We start from the raw sequence: 18,942 nt of genomic DNA on the forward strand, positions 1-18,942 counted from the left end.
AAGGAGATTGGTCGTTCCATGCACAAGTTCGATGAAATGTATGAGCGGCTCCCCTACGAAGGGGCCGCGATCCGACAGCACTACCAGCGATACGACCAATGGCTCGCGAAGCAACCCCCCGAGGTGATGCGTTCGCGCCGTGAAGAGGCGGAGATGATCTTCCGCCGGGTCGGCATCACCTTTGCCGTGTACGGCGCCAAGGACGAGGATGGCTCGGGCACCGAGCGCCTCATCCCCTTCGACCTGTTGCCGCGGATCATCCCGGCCGACGAGTGGGCGTCGATGGAGAAGGGGCTGGTGCAGCGCGTGACGGCACTCAACCGCTTCATCCACGACATCTACCACGACCAGGAGATCGTCAAGGCCGGCATCGTGCCGGCCGAGCAGATCCAGGGCAATGCCCAGTTCCGCCCCGAGATGATGGGCGTGAACGTGCCCAACAACATCTATTCCAACATCTCCGGCATCGACATCGTCCGCGCGCCCGACAGCGCCGGCAAGGGCGAGTACTACGTGCTGGAAGACAACCTGCGGGTGCCCAGCGGCGTGAGCTACATGCTCGAGAACCGCAAGATGATGATGCGGCTCTTTCCGGAGCTGTTCGCGCAGAACCGCGTGGCGCCCGTCGCCCACTATCCCGACCTGCTGCTCGAGACGCTGCGCGCCAGCGCGCCGCCGGCCACGGCCGAGCCCACGGTGGTGGTGCTCACGCCCGGCATGTACAACAGCGCCTACTTCGAGCATGCCTTCCTGGCCCAGCAGATGGGCGTGGAACTGGTCGAGGGCCAGGATCTGTTCGTCAAGGACGACTTCGTCTACATGCGCACCACGCGCGGCCCGCGCCGCGTCGACGTGATCTACCGCCGCGTGGACGACGACTTCCTCGACCCCGAGGTGTTCCGCCCCAATTCGACGCTGGGCTGCGCCGGCCTGATGCGCGCCTACAAGGCGGGCAACGTGGTCATCTGCAATGCGGTGGGCACGGGCATCGCCGACGACAAGTCCATCTACCCCTACGTGCCCAAGATGGTGGAGTTCTACCTCGGCGAGCAGCCGATCCTGAAGAACGTGCCCACCTGGATGTGCCGCAACAAGGACGACCTGGACTATGTGCTCGCGCACATGGAAGACCTGGTCGTCAAGGAGGTGCACGGCGCCGGCGGCTACGGCATGCTGATCGGCCCGGCGTCGACCAAGGCCGAGATCGACGAGTTCCGCGAGGTGGTGCGGGCCAAGCCCGATGGCTACATCGCGCAGCCCACGCTGAGCCTGTCCTCGTCGCCGACTTTCGTCGACGCCGGCATCGCGCCGCGCCACATCGACCTGCGACCCTTCGTGCTGTCGGCCAAGGAAGTGCAGATGGTGCCGGGCGGCCTCACGCGCGTGGCACTCAAGGAAGGCTCGCTGGTCGTCAACTCCTCGCAGGGCGGCGGCACCAAGGACACCTGGGTGCTGGAGCCCGACCGCCGCTTCGCCGGCAAGAACGGTCAGAGCCAGTCGCAGACCCAGGGTGGCCAGGGGCAGTCGCAGTCCCAGAGCCAGTCGATGAACTCGTCCTCTTCCGCGGCCTGAGGCAGCACCCTTCGATTTCGAGAAAGACAAGACCCATGCTGTCCCGTACCGCCGACCACCTCTACTGGATGTCGCGCTACACCGAGCGGGCCGAGAACACGGCGCGCATGCTCGACGTCAACTACCAGACCTCCCTGCTGCCCCAGTCGGCCGAAGTGGCCCAGCTGGGCTGGCAGGGCGTGCTGTCCATCAGCGAACTGCGGCCCGCCTACTTCCAGAAACACGACGCCATCACGCCCGAGGGCGTCATGGAATTCATGGTGAAGGACGAGAGCAATCCGTCCTCCATCGTGTCCTGCCTCAAGGCCGCGCGCGAGAACGCCCGCGCGGTGCGCGGCGCCCTCACCACCGAGTCGTGGGAGACGCAGAACACCACCTGGCTGGACGTGGTCCGCATGCTGCGCCAGGGCGAGTTCGAGCGCGATCCGGGCCAGTTCTTCGAATGGGTGAAGTTCCGCTCGCACCTGTCGCGCGGCGTCACGCAGGGCACCATGCTGCAGGACGAGGCGTACCACTTCCTGCGCCTGGGCACCTTCCTGGAGCGGGCCGACAACACGGCCCGGCTGGTGGACGTGAAGTTCCACGCCATGAACAGCGAGTTCTTCGGCGGCGGCACCGAAGAGCACCAGGAGTACGACTTCTACCACTGGAGCGCGATCCTGCGCAGCGTCTCGGCGTTCGAGGTCTACCGCAAGGTCTACCGCAACGTGATCAAGCCGGAGCGCGTGGCCGAACTGCTGATCCTGCGCGCCGACATGCCGCGCTCGCTGCACGCCAGCCTGGTCGAGGTGGTCAACAACCTGAGCAAGGTGGCCAACGACCAGAGCGCCGAAACCCTGCGCCGCGCCGGCAAGCTGCTGGCCGAACTGCAGTACGGCCGCGTGGACGAGATCCTGGCCACCGGGCTGCATGCGTATCTCACGCAATTCCTGGATCGCATCAATGAGCTGGGGATGCGGGTCAGCCAGGATTTCCTGGTTCCGACGAATTAAGGAACCCCCTCAGCCGCTTTGCGGTGGCTGCTCAGCCTGCCGTCGCTTGCCGTACGGCGTGTTCCCACCGCGCCATGGCCGCCTCGGCCTGCGTGCGGCTGAGTGTGGGCAGGAAACGGCGCTCTGCTTTCCACAAAGCTGACAGCTCTTCCGTGCCGGCGTAGACACCGCTCGACAGGCCGGCCAGGAAGGCGGCGCCCAGGGCCGTGGTTTCGACCACCGCGGGGCGGACGACCGGAATGCCCAGCAGGTCCGCCTGGAACTGCATCAGCAGGTCGTTGACGCAGGCGCCGCCGTCCACGCGCAGCTCGGCGACGGGCGTGCCGCCGGCGGCCTCGACGTCGCGGCTCATGGCGGCGAGCAGCGCGGCGCTCTGGTAGGCGATGCTCTCCAGCGCGGCGCGGGCGATGTGGGCCACGGTCGTGCCGCGCGTCAGGCCGGTGATGGTTCCGCGGGCGTCGGCGTTCCAGTAGGGCGCGCCCAGGCCGGTGAAGGCGGGCACCATCATCACGCCGCCGGCATCGGGCACGCTCTCGGCCAGGGCCTGCACCTCGGCGCTGCCCTTGATGGCCTGCAGGCCGTCGCGCAGCCACTGCACCACGGCACCGCCGACGAAGACGCTGCCTTCCATCGCGTATTGGGCGACCGCAGCCTGGGCTGTAGCCGCGCCCGGCGCGCCGCCTCCAGCGACAAGGCCGTTCTGGATTCCGGTGGCCCGCGGCGCGGCGCCACGGCCGGCAGGCGCTACCGTCAACTGAGCAGCGCTGGTCACCACCAGGCCATTGCTCGACGGCTGGAAGCGCTCGCCCGTATGCATCAGCAGGAAGCAGCCAGTGCCATAGGTGTTCTTGGCCATGCCGGCGTCGAAGCAGGCCTGGCCGAAAAGGGCCGCCTGCTGGTCGCCGGCCACGCCGCCGATGGGCAGGGCGGCGCCCAGCAGGGCTGGGTCTGTTTCGCCGAACAGGCTGCTGGAGGGCTGCACCTGCGGCAGCAGCGCGGCTGGGATGTCCAGCGCAGCCAGTAGCTCGTCGTCCCAGACATTGCGATGCACGTCGAAGAGCATGGTGCGGGAGGCGTTGGTCACGTCCGTCGCATGCACGCGGCCTCCGGTCAGCTGCCAGATGAGCCAGCTGTCCACGGTGCCGAAGGCCAGCTCGCCCGCTTCGGCCTGCGCGCGCAGGCCGGGCATTTCGTCCAGCAGCCAGCGCAGCTTGGTGGCGGAGAAGTAGGCGTCGATGACCAGGCCGGTCTTGCGCTGGATCTCGGCCTGCATGCCCTGGGCGCGCAGCTCTGCGCACAGCGGCTCGGCGCGGCGGTCCTGCCAGACGATGGCATGGTGCACGGGCTGGCCGGTGCGGCGGTTCCACAGCACGGTCGTCTCGCGCTGATTGGTGATGCCGATGGCACGGACGTCGCTGGCCTTCAGGCCGGCCTTGGCGAGCGCGTCGCGGGCGGTGGCCAACTGGCCGCGCCAGATCTCCATCGGGTCGTGCTCCACCCAGCCCGGCTGCGGATAGATCTGCGGCAGTTCGCGCTGGGCCATGGCCACGATGCGGCCGCCGCGGTCGAACACGATGCTGCGTGAGCTGGAGGTGCCCTGGTCCAGGGCGAGCAGGTAGTCGGTGGGGGATGCCATGGTGTCGTCTCCGTTGAATGGTTGGCGCTGGGTCGCCGCCGTTCAGGCGATCTCGCAGCGCACCTGCGCTTGCGCGAGCAGGTCGGGGAAGGGCGCCGGCGGTTCGGCGTCGGTGAAGAGCCGATCGATGGCCGTGAGCGTTGCCACCTGAACCATCGCCGGCCGGTTGAACTTGCTGGCGTCGGCCGCCAGCCACACTTCCCGACCCTGGCCGATGATGGCCTGGGCCACCTTCACCTCGCGCAGGTCGTAGTCGCGCACGGTGCCGTCCTGCTCGATGCCCGAGCAGCCAACAAGGGCGATGTCCACCTTGAACTGGCGGATGAAATCCATCGTCGCCTCGCCGACGACGGCGCGGTCGCGGGCGCGCACCGTGCCGCCGGCCACGATCACTTCGCAGGCCTCGTTGCCGGCCAGGATGTGCGCCACATGCAGGTTGTTGGTGATGACGCGCAGGCCGCGGTGTTGCAGCAGTGCGCGGGCAATGGCCTCGGCCGTGGTGCCCACGTTGAGGATCAGCGAGCAGTCGTGCGGCACCTGCGCCGCCACGGCCCGCGCGATGCGGGCCTTCGCCTCGGCATGGAGCATCTGCCGCTGCGGATGGGCGATGTTCTCGATGGTGGAAACCGGCACCCGCACGCCGCCATGGAAGCGCGCCAGCAGGCCGGCGTCGGCCAGGCGCTGCACGTCGCGGCGCACCGTCTGCAGCGTCACGCCCAGTTCCTCCGCCAGCTCCTCCACGGTGGCGCTTCCGCGGGTGCGGACGGTGTCCAGCAGCTGGACTTGGCGAGGGTTGGAGTGGTTCACGCGCGTCGATCCGAAAACAAACGAAATGATAAGGGCAAAAATTTGCGGCAAAATCGCGCCAAAAGGAATCGAAATGAACGAATCCGAAAGCATTCGCGCCGCCAGCTTCGAGCTCGACCCCATCCAGTGCGACGTGCTGGTCGTCGGCGGCGGCATCAACGGCTGCGGCATTGCGCGCGACCTGGCCGGCCGCGGCTTCAAGGTGGTGCTGTGCGAGCAGGACGATCTGGCCGCGCACACTTCCTCGGCCTCCACCAAGCTGATCCATGGCGGTCTGCGCTACCTGGAGTACTACGAGTTCTCGCTGGTGCGCAAGGCGCTGGCCGAGCGCGAGGTGCTGCTCAAGAGCGCACCGCACATCATGTGGCCGCTGCGCTTCGTGATGCCGCACGACCCGGCCATGCGGCCGGCCTGGATGATCCGCGCCGGCCTCTTCCTCTACGACCATCTGGCCAAGCGGGAAGTGCTGCCGGGTTCGCGCAGCGTCGACCTGCGCCGCCACCCGGCCGGTGCGCCGCTCAAGTCGCGCTACAAGCGCGGCTTCGTCTATTCCGATGGATGGGTGGACGACGCCCGACTGGTGGTGCTCAACGCCCTCGACGCACGGGCGCGCGGCGCGCAGATCCTCACCGGCACCCGCTGCGTGGCGGCGCGTCGCAGCGCCGAGGGCTGGACCTGCACGCTGGAGACGGCCGACCATGCCGCCCGCGCCGTGCAGGCCAAGGCGCTCGTCAACGCCGCCGGCCCCTGGGCCGAGGCATTCCTGCGCGGCGCGGCCACGCCCGCGGGCGGCGAGTCGCTGGCCAAGCGCAGCCTACGGCTGGTGCAGGGCAGCCACATCGTCGTTCCGCGGATGTTCGAGCACGACCATGCCTACATCTTCCAGAACCCTGACCAGCGGATCATCTTCGCCATCCCCTACCAGCAGGACTTCACGCTGATCGGCACCACCGACCTGGAACTGGAAGGCCATGACCCGCGGGCCGGCCGCATCACCCCGGGCGAGATCGACTACCTGTGCGAACAGGCCAGCCGCTACTTCGAGCGTGCCGTGACGCCGGCCGACGTGGTGTGGACCTATTCCGGCGTGCGCCCGCTGCTGGACGACGCCTCGGGCGATCCCTCCGCGGTCACGCGCGACTACCTGCTGGAGCGCCACACCGAGGCCGCGCCGCTTCTGTCGGTCTGGGGCGGCAAGATCACCACCTTCCGCAAGCTGGCCGAGGATGCGGCCGATGCCGTCGGCGAGATGCTGCACGACCGGCGTCCGGCCTGGACCGAGGCCGCCCCGCTGGCCGGCGGCGACCTGGCAAGCTGGCTGCCCCCGGAGAGTCGCCGGCTGCCGCCGGATGCACAGTTCGAGCGCTTCGTGCAGGAAGTCCAGCGGCGCCATCCCTGGCTCGAGGCGGCGCTGGCGCGGCGCTGGTCGCGCGCCTACGGCACCCGCATCGCCCAGGTGCTCGGCGATGCGGCGGCCATGGCGGACCTGGGGGCCGCCGTGGCGCCGGGCGTGTTCGAGCGCGAGCTGCGCTACCTGGCCGACGAGGAATGGGCACGCACCGGCGACGATGTGCTCTGGCGCCGCTCCAAGCTTGGCCTGCACCTGGATCCGTCGCAGCGCGAGGCGGTGGACGCCTGGATGCGCCAGTTCGCCATCGGGCCCAGCCTGCGCGCAGCCCACTGAACCCGGGCGCGCCCCGTGGCCCTCAGCCGACGGTCGAGGACTGGGCCGGCGTGCCCCAGGATGCGCCGGATTGCGCAGAGGGGCGGCTGTCGGGCCAGCGGATCAGCACCTCGGTGCCGCGGTCGACCTCGCTGCGCACCCGCAGCTCGCCACCCCCTTCGAGGGCGAACTGCCGGGCGATGGCCAGGCCCAGCCCCGTGCTGTGCGCGCGGCCCTTGCCGTTGCTGTAGCCGCGGTCGGTGCAGTGGGCGACCTCTTCGGGCGTCATGCCCACGCCCTCGTCGCGCACTGCCATCCAGACCCAGCCGGGCTGTGCGTCGCGGCCGCTGGCCAGGGTGACCGTGCCACCGGGCCGGCTGAACTTCATGGCGTTGTTGAGCAGGTTGCCCGCCACGCGCAGCAACTCGCCGCGGCCCACGGCCACCCGGCCGCCGCTGTCCAGATGGGTCTGCAGGCGCAGCCCGTCGCGGGCCGCGATGGGCTGGACCATGCGGGCGACGTCCACCAGCACGGCGTCGAGCGCCAGGGGGCCGGTGGCCGGCTCGTCGGCCGCGGGCACCGTGGCTTGCAGCTCGCGCGAGGCGAGGCCCGCCTTGGTGGGCGATGTGGGCTCGGCGGGCATCGGGGGCATGTCGGCGCCGCCGCCACGCGCCAGCCGCCGGCCGTTGAGGGCACCGACCAGCTCGCGCAGCATGTCGGTGGCATGGCCCAGGCCGGCCAGGGCGTCGGCCTCGCCGGGATGGCGCTTTCGCAGCATGGCCAGGCTCAGCTGCAGCGACAACATGGGCGTGGCCAGGTCGTGCAGCACGTTGGCCACCAGCGTCTCGCGTTCGAGCACCAGCTCGGCCTGGCGCCGCATGTCCTCCCGGGCCCCGCGCAGCGTGGCCCGCAAGGCCAGTTCACGCTCGATGGACTGGGCCATGGCCTCGAGCAGGTCGATCTCCTGCTCGCCCCAGCGCCGCGGCACCTGGTCGATGACGCACAGGCTGCCGACCACCTGCCCCTGGTGCCGCACCGGCACGCCCAGGTAGGCGGCCACGCCCAGCGTGCGTACCGTCGGCACCTCGCGCCACGGCGACTCGGCCCGGGTGTCCTCGATGGCCAGTGTCCGGCCGAGCGCATGGGTGTAGTGGCAGAAGGTGCGTCCCGCCATGGTGCGGGTGTCGGACAGCGGAGGCCCCGCACCTTCGATCGCCTTGTAGTGGTCGACCTCGGGCCCGATGGCGCCAAAGAACGAGACTGGCGAATGCGTGAGCCTGCGGACCAGGGACACCGCATGGCCGACGGCTTCGTCCACGTCGCGGTCGAGCAGGCCCAGTGCTGCGGTCAGCGCGACGCGGGCAGGTTCGCGGACGGCGAGGTCGATCTCGGATTCAGGCGGGCAGAGCGCCGCAGCCGAGGCGCCGGTGATGCGCTGGGGTCCCGCGCCGGGCGTCGGGAAGGAAAGGGCGTCAGCGCTCATGGGTGGAAAGTGGGTCCGAGGGGGCGGAGGCGCCCAGTGTCGCGCCTTTGTAGGACATTGGCGGGGGTGGCCGGCTCCGGACGGACGATGAACACCAAAGTTCGAGTGGGACAAGAGGCCGACTTGGCCAGCCGCCCGCCGCCTGCCGGGTCGGCGTGCGCTGGCGGTCAGCCCGCCACGGCGGCAGCGAGGTTGCGCCGCGCCTGCGGCTCCCGTTCGGCACGGATGCCGGCCGTGAGGTAGAGCGGCTGGCGCGCCAGGAAGCCCGCCATCAACTGCCGGCGCCGCGGCTCGAACACCTCGGGCGGCACATGGGCGTATTCGGCGCGGATCTGGCGCTCGTATTCGGCGTAGCGGGCGGGCGGTGCGCCGAGGATGGCCAGGTCCACATCCAGCAGCAGCCGGGTGTCTAGGTCTTGCGGCGCCTGCGCGCCGGGCTGGCCGTGGCGCGTCGCCATCACCAGGGCATGCACGCGTCCGGCCGCTTCGGCGGGCGCGCCCGCCGTGATCAGGGCATCCCGTGCCCAATCGGCGCTGCGCGCCTCGTTGTCGCCGGCCTGCACGTCGTACACGGCGTCGTGGAACCACAGGGCCAGCGCGACCTCGGGGGGCCGTTCGGCCAGATCGCGGTGCGCGGCCAGCAGGTGCAGGCACTCGTCCAGGTGCTGCAGCGTGTGGTAGTGGCGCTGGGGCTCGGCATAGCGGGTGCAGAGCTGTTCGAGCAGCCCAGCCGGTGCTCGCGTGCCGATTTCGGTCCAGGCCTGCAGCCAGCCGGCGCCATGGCGGGCAAGGAAGGCGTCGCGGTCCATGGCGGCGGCTTCTTCGCTCACTGCGCCATCGCGGCGCGGACGGCGGCGCCCAGCTCGAGCACCGCCATGGCGTAGTAGCTGCTCCAGTTGTAACGCGTGATGACGTAGAAGTTCTGCGTGCCGGCGACGTAGCTGGCCGGCGCACTCGGGCCGTTCTGCAGCTCGATCAGGGCCAGCAGGCCGCGGTGGCGCAGGCCGTCGGCGTCGAGCTGTGCGCCGCCGGCGACGAAGGCATCGGCGCTGAAGCTGGGCACGATGTCAGGCGCCAGCAGCACGGGCAGTTGGGCGCGGGCCGCATCGACGCGCACGCCGTAGGTGGCCGGCAGGCCCGGCTGCCAGCCGAAGGCCTTGAAGTAGTTGGCCACCGAGCCGATCACGTCCTGCGGATCGTTCACCAGGTCGATGCGGCCGTCGCCGTCGTAGTCCACCGCGTACTTGGCGATGCTGCTGGGCATGAACTGCGGCATGCCCATGGCGCCGGCGTAGCTGCCGACCGGCGTCGTGGGGTCGGCGTGGGTGCGGCCCTCCTGCGTCAGGAAGTTCTCCAGCTCGCCGCGGAAGAAGGCCTGGCGCTGCGCGGCGCGCGGATGGGCCTGCGGAAAGTCGAAGGCCAGCGTGGCCAGCGCATCCAGCACGCGGAAGCTGCCCATCTGGCGGCCGTAGATGGTCTCGACGCCGACGATGCCCACGATGATGTCCGCGGGCACCCCGAAATCGCGCTCGGCGCGGGCCAGGGTGGCGGCGTTGTCGCGCCAGAAGCGCACGCCGGCGCCGATGCGGATCGGCTCGACGAAGCGGCTGCGGTAGGCGGCCCAGTTCTTGGCGCCACTGCCGGCCGGTGCGGGCAGCATCAACCGCGGCACGTTGGGCAGCAGGCGGGCCTGGCCGAGCGTTGCGCGGACCCAGGCGGGGTCCAGGCTCTGGCGGGCAGCGATCTCGTCGGCAAAGGCCATGGCATCGGCGCGGCCGGCATAGGCCTCGCCGACGGCAGCGGTGCGCTTGGCGGCCTGCTTGCCGCCCTGCTTGGCGGAGCGGGCAGCGTCGCCGCGCCTGGACGTGGCGCCGGCATCGAGGGCCGGCAGGGCCAGCGACGCGCACAGCGCGAGCGGCAGGAACGGGAAGGAGCGCATCCGGCCGATTGTGCCGAAGGGTGCGCGCATCGCTCACCCTGGCCAGCGCAGGCGCCGGAAGTCGCGCCGCAACGCGGCCAGGTCGTCGGCCGGATCGCGTGCGTAGCGCTGGGCCTCCAGCCGCAGCAGCCAGTCGCGCGTCGGTGTGGCGGCCTCGCCGAAACGCGCGGCGAGCAGCTCCGCCATGCGCCGCGGCGGACTGTCGGGCGGCACGCTCACGCCGGCCCGGGCGAGCCGGGCACGCGCCCGGGCCAGCAGCCGCAGCCACGGGTCGGTGCGTCGACGCTCGCGCCAGGCCCAGGCCGCGCCGCCCAGGCTGGCGGCCACCAGTGCCATCAGCAGTACCCGGGCCAGGTCGGCCGGGCTGGGGCTGTCCATGCCGAGGGCCTTGAGCAGGTCCAGCTGCCGGGTCTGCGTGTAGTTCAGCACCCGCTGGTTCCAGGCGTTGTTGACCGCCTCCCACAGCGCGCGGGCGTGCTGCATCAGCGTCGGGCTCATGGCGCCGATGGCCCCGGCGAAGAAGCCGGGCGGGGGCACCAGGCGCTGGAACTGGCCCACGCGGCCCGGCGACACGGCCGCCGTCGGGTCCACGCGCCACCAGCCCTTGTCTTCCTCCCACACCTCGGCCCACGCATGGGCGTCGCTGTTGCGCAGCGTCCAGTAGCCGTCCACCGGGTTGATCTCGCCGCCCTGGAAGCCGGTGACGATGCGCGCCGGCACGCCTGCAGCCCGCATCAGGATCACGAAGGACGAGGCGATGTGCTCGCAGAAGCCGGCCTTGCGGTCGAACCAGAACTCGTCGGCCGTCTGTGCACCATAGACGCCGGGCTCCAGCGTGTAGACGTAGCCACCCGTGCGCAGCCGCTGCAGCACGGCGTCGACCAGCGCGGTCGTGCTGCCGCCGGCCTGGGCCTGCAACTGGCGGGCGAGCTCGGCTGTGCGCGGATTGCTGCCGGGCGGCAGCGCCAGGTAGAAGCCGGGCAGGCCGGCTCGGCGCACCGGGCCGCTCGTGAAATCCAACTGGCTTTGGCCGCGGTAGCGCAGCAGGTCGCCGATGGGGCGGTTGGTGCTCCACTGCAGGTCGCCGCCCTGGAGCGCGCGCAGGCCGTCGGGCAGGGCGGGCGCCGTGCGCATGGCGTCCAGGGCCAGCAGCCAGGGGCGGTTGCTGGGCTCCAGCGTGATCTCGTAGCCAACTGGCTCGCCGCGGCTGCGCAGCTGGGGCAGGCCGCGCTCCCAGGGCTCGGGCGATGTCCATTCGACGCCATCGAAGCGCGACAGCACCGGCCCGCGGAAGTACAGCGCGGTGCGAGTGGGCGGGGCGTCGCCGTCGAAGCGCACGCGCGCGGCGATGCCGTCGTCCAGCGCCAGCTGCGCGATGGTGCCCACGCGCATGGTGGCCGAAAGGCCGCTGCGGCCGGTCATGCCCTCGTTGGGCGTGCCCCACAGCGGCGCCAGCCGCGGGAAGAAAAGGAACAAGGCCAGCATGACGGGCGCGCCGGCCAGGGTCATGAAGGCCGCGATGCGCGCGGACTGCGCGAGCGGCGGCCGGCCAACCGGCATGTGGGCATTGACGAGCGCAGTGAGCAGCCCCATCAGCGCCAACAGCATCAGCGCCGCCGTCAGCAGCGACTGCGACTGGAAGAAGCTGGTGAGCATCACGAAGAAGCTCAGGAAGAACACCACAAAGGCGTCGCGCCGGGCGCGCAGTTCCAGCGTCTTGAGCGCCAGCAGTACCACCACCAGCGTGACGCCTGCCTCGCGGCCGATCAGCGTGCGGTAGCTCAGCCAGGTGGCCGCCAGCGCGAGCAGCAACATGCCCACGCGCCAGCGCCACCCCGGCAGCGGCGCAGAGCGCCAGGCCAGCAGCCCGCGCCCCACCAGCACGGCGCCGGCCAGGACGCTGGTCCACAGGGGCAGCGTTGGCACCTGCGGCAGCAGCACCACCGCGATGACGGCCAGCAGGAAGAGCGTGTCGCGCGCGTCGCGCGGCAGGCCGGCGGCGCGCGCGCGAAGGCGCGGGGACAGGGCGGTCATGGCGGCATCACGGGGCAAGGGCCAGGGCTTCGAGGCAGGCACGTCGGTGGGCTTCGCCACGCGACGGCCCCAGGCTGCGCCCGCCGATGCGCAGGCCGTAGTCGAGCTCCAGCCGGTCGGCCTGCAGCACCCAGGCAGTCAGGCGGGACAGCCGCGCCTCGGCATCGGGCAGGCCGGTGGCGGCGGCATCCAGCCAGAGCGAATGGCGCGAGGACTGCTGGCTGTCGCGGCTGACCAATTCCTCGGAGCCGGCCGCCTGCGCGCGGGCCACGCGCTTCCACACCAGCTGGCGCAGCGGGTCGCCACGCTGGTAGACGCGCACCCCTTCGAAGCCGCTGCCGCCGGCCTGGCGCCGGGCCGGGCTGGTGTTGTCCGCATCCGCGGGGCCGGTGGGCAGCGGCGGCGCACCCACCTCGGCGGCAGGCCAGACCAGCAGTTGCGCCGCCGGGCGCCAGACGGTCCAGACGCGGAAGGCGCCCATCGGAAAGCGCGTCTCGGCCGTGAGCATGGGCACGGCATGCAGGCCGCGGCGTGGCGGCAGGAAGCCGATGTCCACCGGGGTCTCGCCCTGCGCGGGCACATCCGTCCACGACCAATGCCCGCTGCCTCGCACGGCCAGCCCGATGCCGAAGCGCGTGCGCCGGCCCGTGTTGTGCAGCACCACCCGCAGCACGGCCGCCGTGCCCGCATGGCCGGGCACGGGCGGCAGCAGGTGCATCTGCAGGCCGCGCAGCGTGCCGTGGCCCACATGCATGCCCGCCACCGCGCAGCCAGCGATGAGGAAGGTCAGCAGGTAGCCCAGGTTGAGCTGGTAGTTGATCGAGGCCACCAGAAGCACCAGCAGCGTGGCGGCCAGCAGCAGCCCGGCGCGGGTCGGCAGGATGTACACCTGCCTTTGCGTGAGCGTGACCTGGTCGCTGGGCGCCCGGCGCGCGAGCAGCCAGGTCTCCATGCGCTGGCGCAGGGCGAGGGCCATGAGCGCGTGTGTCAGGGCAGCGCCACGGCGGCCATCATGGCGCGCACCTGCTCGACGGCGCCCCGGCCGGCATCGCCCACCGGGTTGAGGCGATGGGCGATGGTCTGCGGCAGCACGGCCTGGATGTCGTCGGGCGCCGCATAGTCGCGGCCGGCGAGCAGCGCCTGAGCCTTGGCGGCCCGCAGCACGCCGATGCCTGCGCGCGGCGACAGACCCTGCAAGAACCATCGGCCGGAACGCGTGGCCTCGATCAGGTCCTGCAGGTAGGCCAGCAGTGCCGGGGCGGCATGCACCTGCAGCACGCGCTGCTGGATCGCCCGCAGCTCGCCCGCGGTCAGCAGCGCGGGCAGCGTGCCCAGCATCTGGCGGCGATCGGCGCCCGAGAGCAGTTCCAGCTCGGCCGCCCGGTCCGGGTAGCCGAGCGAGATGCGCATCAGGAAGCGGTCCAGCTGCGACTCGGGCAGCGCGAAGGTGCCGAGCTGATCCAGCGGGTTCTGCGTCGCGATGACGAAGAAGGGCTCGGGCAGGGGGCGGGTCTGGCCTTCGATGGTGACCTGCTTTTCTTCCATGGCCTCGAGCAGCGCGCTCTGCGTCTTGGGGCTGGCGCGGTTGATCTCGTCGGCCAGCAGCACCTGGGTGAACACCGGGCCGGGATGGAAGACGAAGCCTTGTTGCCCGCGGTCGTAGATGGACACACCCGACAGGTCGCCCGGCATCAGGTCGGCGGTGAACTGGACGCGCGAGAACTGCAGTCCGAAGGTATGGGCCAGGGCATGGGCCAGCGTGGTCTTGCCGACGCCGGGCACGTCCTCGATCAGCAGGTGCCCGCCGGCGAGCAGGCAGGCCACGCCGTCGCGCACCTGGGCGGCCTTGCCGACGATCACCGTGTTAAGCTGATTCAGCAAGGCGGCGAGCTTGGCGGCCACGTCCATTTTGGTATCCATCCGCAGAAGATAGCGCATGCGCCCCGGCCGGCCGCCGCCTGGGGCCATGCACGAGAAGACGAGACATGGGCAACACCGGCTACTACACGCACCGCGATTTCTGGAAGCACGAAATGGGGCGCGGCCACCCGGAATGCCCCGAGCGCCTGGACGCGATCGAGGACCGGCTGCTCGTCACCGGCGTGGCCGATGCGCTGGAGCGCCACGACGACGACATTCCCCTGGCCACGCTGGCCCAGATCACCCGGGCCCACAGCGCGGAGCATATGGAGCGGCTCGAAGCCCTGGCCCAGCGCCTGGTGGCCGATGCGCCCGCCGGCGGCCCTGACCATGCCCCCGTCGACCCCGACACCTCCCTCTGTCGCGGCACGCTGCTGGCGGCACGCCGCGCGGCCGGTGCCGCCATCGCGGCCACCGACGCGGTGATGGGCGGGCAGCTGCAGAACGCCTTCTGCGCCGTGCGCCCGCCGGGCCATCATGCCTGCCGTGAGCAGGCCATGGGCTTCTGCTTCCTGAACAACGTGGCCATCGCGGCGCGGCATGCGCTGGACGAGCACGGCATCTCGCGCGTGGCGGTGGTGGACTTCGACGTGCACCACGGCAACGGCACCGAGGACATCCTGGCCGGCGACCCACGGGTGCTGATGGTGGGCATCTTCCAGCATCCCTTCTACCCGTTCAGCGGCACCGACCATCCGGCCGACAACATGGTCAACGTGCCCATCCCGGCGTACACCCGCGGCATGGACGTGCGCGAGATGATCGAGGCGGTGTGGATGCCCCGGCTGGAGGCCTTCCGGCCCGAGCTGCTGATCGTGAGCGCCGGCTTTGACGCCCACCGCGAGGACGAACTGGGCCAGCTCGGCCTCAACGAGAACGACTACATCTGGATCACCAGCCGCATCCGCGAGGTGGCCGACCGGCATGCCAAGGGCCGCATCGTCTCGATGCTGGAAGGCGGCTACAACCTCGACGCGCTGGCGCGCAGCGTCGAGGCGCATGTGCGGGTGCTGGCCGACCTCTGAGCGCTGGCGCGCTCAGGCTTGCCATACGCCATAGCCGGCCTCGCGCAGGCCGATCGCCAGTTCCACCTCCATCTCGACGGCGGCGCGGTAGGGCATGGGGTTGTAGGCCTCGTACAACTCGGGCATGAGTCGCTCGCCGTACTTCAAGACGAAGCGATTGGCCTGCACCCCAGCCATGTGGCGGTCGAAGCGCAGGTCCGGGTCCAGGCCGGTCATGCCGACGTAGACGCAGGGCTTGAGGATGTCGTGGTCCGGGTTGGCGCGCCGGAAGGCCGGCTCGTTCCACACGCGCTCGGACAGCAGCACGACGTAGACGTGGTGGTGGTCTCGTGAGCGGCGGCGCGGCATGGGCCGATGATTGTGCGTCGGCACCCCGCATGCCGAAGGTTGCCGGCTGACATCGACGTCTGCTTGCCGGGCCAACGCCGCTTGTTACCCTCGCGCCTCCCGCAACTCCCGTGATCTTCCCCGAAGGGGAAGCCGCCAGCGCATGCTCGACTGGAATGGATTCGTACAGCGCCTCTCCGAGGTGCATGCCCGCACACTGTGGACCGAGATCGCCGCGCTGGTGCTGTGCCTGCTGCTGGCCTGGGGCGTGACCCGGTGGTTCGGCCGCGACCAGCCGGGTGATTCGCTGTGGTTCGGCGAGAAGAGCTTCGACGGCTTGCTCTTTCCCCTGCTGGCGCTGGCCTTCACGGATCTGGCGCGGCGGCTGCTGCTGACGGTGCAGCCCACGCTGCTGCTGCGGGTGGCGGTGTCGATCTTCCTGGCGCTGCTGGCCATCCGGCTCTTCGCGCGGGTGTTGCGGCGGGTGTTCCCGGCTTCTGCGCTGGTGCGGCTGGTGGAGCGCACCATCTCATGGGTGGCGTGGGCGGCCGCCATTCTCTGGATCGTGGGGCTGCTGCCGCCCGTGCTGGACGAGCTGGAGGCGATCAACCTCGGTTTCGGCAAGACGCGGGTCAGCCTGCGCACGCTGTTTGAAGGCGTGCTGTCGTGCGGCGTGGTGCTGATGATCACGCTGTGGATCTCGTCCACCATCGAGAAGCGGCTGCTCACGCCGGCGGTGAGTGACCTGTCGATGCGCAAGGTGGCCTCGAACGCGGTGCGTGCCGGGCTGCTGCTGGTCGGGCTGCTGTTTGCCTTGTCGGCGGTCGGCGTGGACCTGACCGCGCTCTCGGTGCTGGGCGGCGCGCTGGGCGTGGGCCTGGGCTTCGGCCTGCAGAAGCTCGCGGCCAACTATGTGAGCGGCTTCGTGATCCTGCTGGAGCGCTCGATCCGCATCGGCGACAGCGTCAAGGTCGACACGTTCGAAGGCCGCATCACGGACATCAAAACCCGCTATACGCTGATCCGCGCCGGCAACGGCCGGCAGGCCATCGTGCCCAACGAGTCGATCATCACGGGCCGCGTCGAGAACCTGACGCTCGCGGACCTCAAGACCAATCTCAACACCGTCATCGCCGTGGGGTACGACAGCGAGCCGACGCAGGTGCAGGCGATCCTGTGCGAGGCCGCCGCCGCGCAGGACCGGGTGCTGGCCGACCCGAAGCCGGTGGCCTTCCTCACCAACTTTGGTGCCGACGGGTTGGAGTTCACGCTCAACTACTGGATCAGCGATCCGGACAAGGGCAGGGACAACGTGCGCTCGGCGGTCAACATCGCGGTGCTGGAAGGACTGCGGCGAGCCGGCATCGACATTCCTTTTCCACAGCGCGTCGTGCGGGTGGCGTCGCTGCCGGCCGGTGCGGGCCCGCAGACGCCCCCGGGCGGGGGCGGCGACAGCCAGCCCTCGGCTGGGGACCGGAGCGCCACCGGAGGCGCCTGAACGAGGCCGTTGCGGGCCGCGAAAGGGGCCCGACCGGTGATGAACGGCCTTTCCAGCGCCGGCCTTGTCCCTCGGTTCGTGTCGCCAATGCTGCAGCGCACGAGGAATCCGTCACTATAATCTTCAAAAAAGCACGATCGTTCTTTTTATGGCGTCGGCGCTGGCCGCCCGCGTCGCCCCAGCGGGCAAAGCACGCCCGCCGGAGGGGTCGCCCTAGAATGTTTTGCTGAGTTGCGCAGCAACACGCCTTTTGCAATCAACGGAGTCAAGCCAATGAAGATTCTGGTCCCCGTCAAGCGGGTCGTCGACTACAACGTGAAGGTGCGCGTCAAGAGCGACGGCAGCGGGGTGGACATCGCCAACGTCAAGATGAGCATGAACCCCTTCGACGAGATCGCCGTCGAAGAGGCCGTGCGGCTGAAGGAAAAGGGCCTGGCCACCGAGGTCATCGCCGTCAGCTGCGGCGAGGCCAAGTGCCAGGAAACGCTGCGCACCGCCATGGCCATCGGCGCCGACCGCGGGATCCTGGTCGAGACCACCGAAGAGTTGCAGCCCCTGGCCGTGGCCAAGCTGCTCAAGGCCCTGGTCGACAAGGAACAGCCCGCGCTCATCATCCTGGGCAAGCAGGCCATCGACGACGACGCCAACCAGACCGGCCAGATGCTCGCCGCCCTGGCCGACCTGCCGCAAGCCACCTTCGCCAGCAAGGTCGAGGTCGAAGGCGACAAGGCCAAGGTCACGCGCGAAGTCGACGGCGGCCTGGAAACCATCAGCCTGAGCCTGCCGGCCGTGGTCACCACCGACCTGCGCCTCAATGAGCCGCGCTACGTCACGCTGCCCAACATCATGAAGGCCAAGAAGAAGCCGCTGGACACCGTCAAGCCCGAGGACCTGGGCGTGGACGTCAAGCCGCGCCTGAAGACCCTGAAGGTCAGCGAGCCGGCCAAGCGCGGTGCCGGCGTGAAGGTGCCCGACGTCGCCACCCTGGTCGACAAGCTCAAGAACGAAGCCAAGGTCATCTGATCGGCACAGACACGACGAAGGAAAGACAAGACATGACCGCACTCGTCATTGCAGAACACGACAACCAGTCGATCAAGCCCGCCACGCTGAACACCGTCACGGCCGCTGCCGCCTGCGGCGGTGATGTCCATGTGCTGGTGGCCGGCCAGAACGCGGGCGCCGCCGCCCAGGCCGCCGCGCAGATCGCCGGCGTGGCCAAGGTGATCCATGCCGACGGCGCGAGCCTGGCCGAGGGCCTGGCCGAGAACGTCGCGGCCCAGGTGCTGGCCCTGGCCGGTGACTACAGCCACATCCTGTTCCCGGCCACCGCCGCGGGCAAGAACGTCGCTCCGCGCGTGGCCGCCAAGCTGGACGTGGCGCAGATCAGCGACATCACGAAGGTCGACAGCCCCGACACCTTCCAGCGCCCGATCTACGCCGGCAACGCCATCGCCACCGTGCAATCGGCCGACGCCAAGAAGGTGATCACCGTGCGCACCACGGGCTTCGACGCCGCCGCTGCCACCGGTGGCAGCGCGCAGGTCGAGACCAAGGACGCCGCTGCCGACAGCGGCAAGAGTGCATTCGTGGGCCGCGAGGTGAGCAAGAACGACCGTCCGGAGCTGACGGCGGCCAAGATCATCGTCTCGGGCGGCCGCGCGCTGGGCAGCAGCGAGAAGTTCCAGGAAGTGATGACGCCGCTGGCCGACAAGCTGGGCGCCGCCATCGGCGCCAGCCGCGCCGCGGTGGACGCGGGCTATGCGCCCAACGACCTGCAGGTGGGCCAGACGGGCAAGATCGTGGCGCCGCAGCTGTACGTGGCCGCCGGCATTTCGGGCGCCATCCAGCACTTGGCCGGCATGAAGGACTCCAAGGTGATCGTGGCGATCAACAAGGACCCCGAAGCGCCGATCTTCAGCGTGGCCGACTACGGCCTCGAAGCCGACCTGTTCACGGCCGTGCCGGAGCTGGTGAAGGCGCTCTGAGGCCCTCGCCACCGCCGAAGCGCAACTTCAAGGGCATCGTTCGCGATGCCCTTTTTTC

General features: G+C 70.2%; 16 protein-coding genes. 7 read left to right on the forward strand and 9 right to left on the reverse strand.

Annotated elements, in window-relative coordinates:
• Positions 1–18: 18 nt before the first annotated feature.
• Positions 19–1,572 (forward strand): circularly permuted type 2 ATP-grasp protein, encoded by a 1,554-nt coding sequence (locus tag ACT54X_RS07115; RefSeq protein ID WP_294370204.1) that lies wholly within the window; start codon positions 19–21, stop codon positions 1,570–1,572.
• 35 nt (positions 1,573–1,607) lie between these two features.
• Positions 1,608–2,564 (forward strand): alpha-E domain-containing protein, encoded by a 957-nt coding sequence (locus ACT54X_RS07120; RefSeq protein WP_017761237.1) that lies wholly within the window; start codon positions 1,608–1,610, stop codon positions 2,562–2,564.
• A gap of 31 nt (positions 2,565–2,595) precedes the next feature.
• Here the strand turns inward: ACT54X_RS07120 and glpK are convergent, their stop codons facing one another.
• Together glpK and ACT54X_RS07130 are read right to left on the reverse strand one after the other, a co-directional pair.
• Positions 2,596–4,200 carry a glycerol kinase GlpK gene (gene glpK, locus ACT54X_RS07125; RefSeq protein ID WP_294370200.1) on the reverse strand — a complete coding sequence of 535 codons (1,605 nt, stop codon included), beginning with the start codon at positions 4,198–4,200 and terminating at the stop codon, positions 2,596–2,598.
• A 42-nt stretch (positions 4,201–4,242) separates the two neighbouring features.
• Positions 4,243–5,007 (reverse strand): DeoR/GlpR family DNA-binding transcription regulator, encoded by a 765-nt coding sequence (locus ACT54X_RS07130; RefSeq protein WP_294370199.1) that lies wholly within the window; start codon positions 5,005–5,007, stop codon positions 4,243–4,245.
• 73 nt (positions 5,008–5,080) lie between these two features.
• Here ACT54X_RS07130 and glpD point away from each other — a divergent pair, with 73 nt between their 5' ends.
• Complete coding sequence (glpD, locus tag ACT54X_RS07135; RefSeq protein ID WP_476345740.1) at positions 5,081–6,691, forward strand: glycerol-3-phosphate dehydrogenase; 1,611 nt, start codon at positions 5,081–5,083, stop codon at positions 6,689–6,691.
• 22 nt (positions 6,692–6,713) lie between these two features.
• On the opposite strand, the gene ACT54X_RS07140 is transcribed toward glpD, so the two are convergent.
• The 6 genes from ACT54X_RS07140 to ACT54X_RS07165 all read right to left on the reverse strand — a co-directional run bounded on the left by ACT54X_RS07140 (position 6,714) and on the right by ACT54X_RS07165 (position 14,034).
• On the reverse strand, positions 6,714–8,153 hold the full coding sequence (locus ACT54X_RS07140) for a sensor histidine kinase (protein ID WP_476345742.1): 1,440 nt from the start codon (positions 8,151–8,153) through the stop codon (positions 6,714–6,716).
• Between the two features lie 167 nt (positions 8,154–8,320).
• A complete protein-coding gene (locus ACT54X_RS07145) occupies positions 8,321–8,962 on the reverse strand; it encodes an HD domain-containing protein (RefSeq protein WP_476345744.1) in 642 nt (213 codons plus the stop codon).
• A 17-nt stretch (positions 8,963–8,979) separates the two neighbouring features.
• A complete protein-coding gene (mltB, locus tag ACT54X_RS07150; RefSeq protein ID WP_476345746.1) occupies positions 8,980–10,092 on the reverse strand; it encodes a lytic murein transglycosylase B in 1,113 nt (370 codons plus the stop codon).
• 33 nt (positions 10,093–10,125) lie between these two features.
• Complete coding sequence (locus ACT54X_RS07155) at positions 10,126–12,126, reverse strand: transglutaminase TgpA family protein (protein WP_294370193.1); 2,001 nt, start codon at positions 12,124–12,126, stop codon at positions 10,126–10,128.
• Positions 12,127–12,133: 7 nt separating this feature from the next.
• Complete coding sequence (locus ACT54X_RS07160) at positions 12,134–13,102, reverse strand: DUF58 domain-containing protein (protein WP_294370191.1); 969 nt, start codon at positions 13,100–13,102, stop codon at positions 12,134–12,136.
• Between the two features lie 11 nt (positions 13,103–13,113).
• Positions 13,114–14,034: an AAA family ATPase gene (locus tag ACT54X_RS07165; protein WP_294370380.1), complete on the reverse strand. Its 921-nt coding sequence runs from the start codon at positions 14,032–14,034 to the stop codon at positions 13,114–13,116.
• Between the two features lie 77 nt (positions 14,035–14,111).
• On the opposite strand from ACT54X_RS07165, the gene ACT54X_RS07170 reads away from it, so the two are divergent.
• Positions 14,112–15,071 carry a histone deacetylase family protein gene (locus tag ACT54X_RS07170; protein WP_294370188.1) on the forward strand — a complete coding sequence of 320 codons (960 nt, stop codon included), beginning with the start codon at positions 14,112–14,114 and terminating at the stop codon, positions 15,069–15,071.
• Between the two features lie 12 nt (positions 15,072–15,083).
• Here the strand turns inward: ACT54X_RS07170 and ACT54X_RS07175 are convergent, their stop codons facing one another.
• Complete coding sequence (locus tag ACT54X_RS07175; RefSeq protein WP_017761807.1) at positions 15,084–15,419, reverse strand: hypothetical protein; 336 nt, start codon at positions 15,417–15,419, stop codon at positions 15,084–15,086.
• Between the two features lie 142 nt (positions 15,420–15,561).
• Between ACT54X_RS07175 and ACT54X_RS07180 the strand changes: the two genes are divergently transcribed.
• The 3 genes from ACT54X_RS07180 to ACT54X_RS07190 all read left to right on the forward strand — a co-directional run bounded on the left by ACT54X_RS07180 (position 15,562) and on the right by ACT54X_RS07190 (position 18,884).
• Entirely contained in the window at positions 15,562–16,896 is a 1,335-nt protein-coding gene (locus ACT54X_RS07180) for a mechanosensitive ion channel family protein (RefSeq protein WP_354321110.1), read from the forward strand.
• A gap of 273 nt (positions 16,897–17,169) precedes the next feature.
• A complete protein-coding gene (locus ACT54X_RS07185; RefSeq protein WP_476345750.1) occupies positions 17,170–17,919 on the forward strand; it encodes an electron transfer flavoprotein subunit beta/FixA family protein in 750 nt (249 codons plus the stop codon).
• Between the two features lie 32 nt (positions 17,920–17,951).
• The gene (locus ACT54X_RS07190; protein WP_476345752.1) at positions 17,952–18,884 is read left to right on the forward strand and encodes an electron transfer flavoprotein subunit alpha/FixB family protein; all 933 of its coding nucleotides are present in this window, start codon (positions 17,952–17,954) and stop codon (positions 18,882–18,884) included.
• The last annotated feature ends 58 nt before the right edge of the window (positions 18,885–18,942 follow it).

It is taken from the genome of Pseudacidovorax sp. DMC4, assembly GCF_056314265.1.

Coding starts and splice junctions, on each gene's coding strand:
- ACT54X_RS07115 (WP_294370204.1), top strand. CDS start 19: ATGCACAAGTTCGATGAAATGTATGAGCGGCTCCCCTACGAAGGGGCC.
- ACT54X_RS07120 (WP_017761237.1), top strand. CDS start 1,608: ATGCTGTCCCGTACCGCCGACCACCTCTACTGGATGTCGCGCTACACC.
- glpK (WP_294370200.1), bottom strand. CDS start 4,200: ATGGCATCCCCCACCGACTACCTGCTCGCCCTGGACCAGGGCACCTCC.
- glpD (WP_476345740.1), top strand. CDS start 5,081: ATGAACGAATCCGAAAGCATTCGCGCCGCCAGCTTCGAGCTCGACCCC.
- ACT54X_RS07140 (WP_476345742.1), bottom strand. CDS start 8,153: ATGAGCGCTGACGCCCTTTCCTTCCCGACGCCCGGCGCGGGACCCCAG.
- ACT54X_RS07145 (WP_476345744.1), bottom strand. CDS start 8,962: ATGGACCGCGACGCCTTCCTTGCCCGCCATGGCGCCGGCTGGCTGCAG.
- mltB (WP_476345746.1), bottom strand. CDS start 10,092: ATGCGCTCCTTCCCGTTCCTGCCGCTCGCGCTGTGCGCGTCGCTGGCC.
- ACT54X_RS07155 (WP_294370193.1), bottom strand. CDS start 12,126: ATGACCGCCCTGTCCCCGCGCCTTCGCGCGCGCGCCGCCGGCCTGCCG.
- ACT54X_RS07160 (WP_294370191.1), bottom strand. CDS start 13,102: ATGGCCCTCGCCCTGCGCCAGCGCATGGAGACCTGGCTGCTCGCGCGC.
- ACT54X_RS07165 (WP_294370380.1), bottom strand. CDS start 14,034: ATGGACGTGGCCGCCAAGCTCGCCGCCTTGCTGAATCAGCTTAACACG.
- ACT54X_RS07170 (WP_294370188.1), top strand. CDS start 14,112: ATGGGCAACACCGGCTACTACACGCACCGCGATTTCTGGAAGCACGAA.
- ACT54X_RS07175 (WP_017761807.1), bottom strand. CDS start 15,419: ATGCCGCGCCGCCGCTCACGAGACCACCACCACGTCTACGTCGTGCTG.
- ACT54X_RS07180 (WP_354321110.1), top strand. CDS start 15,562: ATGCTCGACTGGAATGGATTCGTACAGCGCCTCTCCGAGGTGCATGCC.
- ACT54X_RS07185 (WP_476345750.1), top strand. CDS start 17,170: ATGAAGATTCTGGTCCCCGTCAAGCGGGTCGTCGACTACAACGTGAAG.
- ACT54X_RS07190 (WP_476345752.1), top strand. CDS start 17,952: ATGACCGCACTCGTCATTGCAGAACACGACAACCAGTCGATCAAGCCC.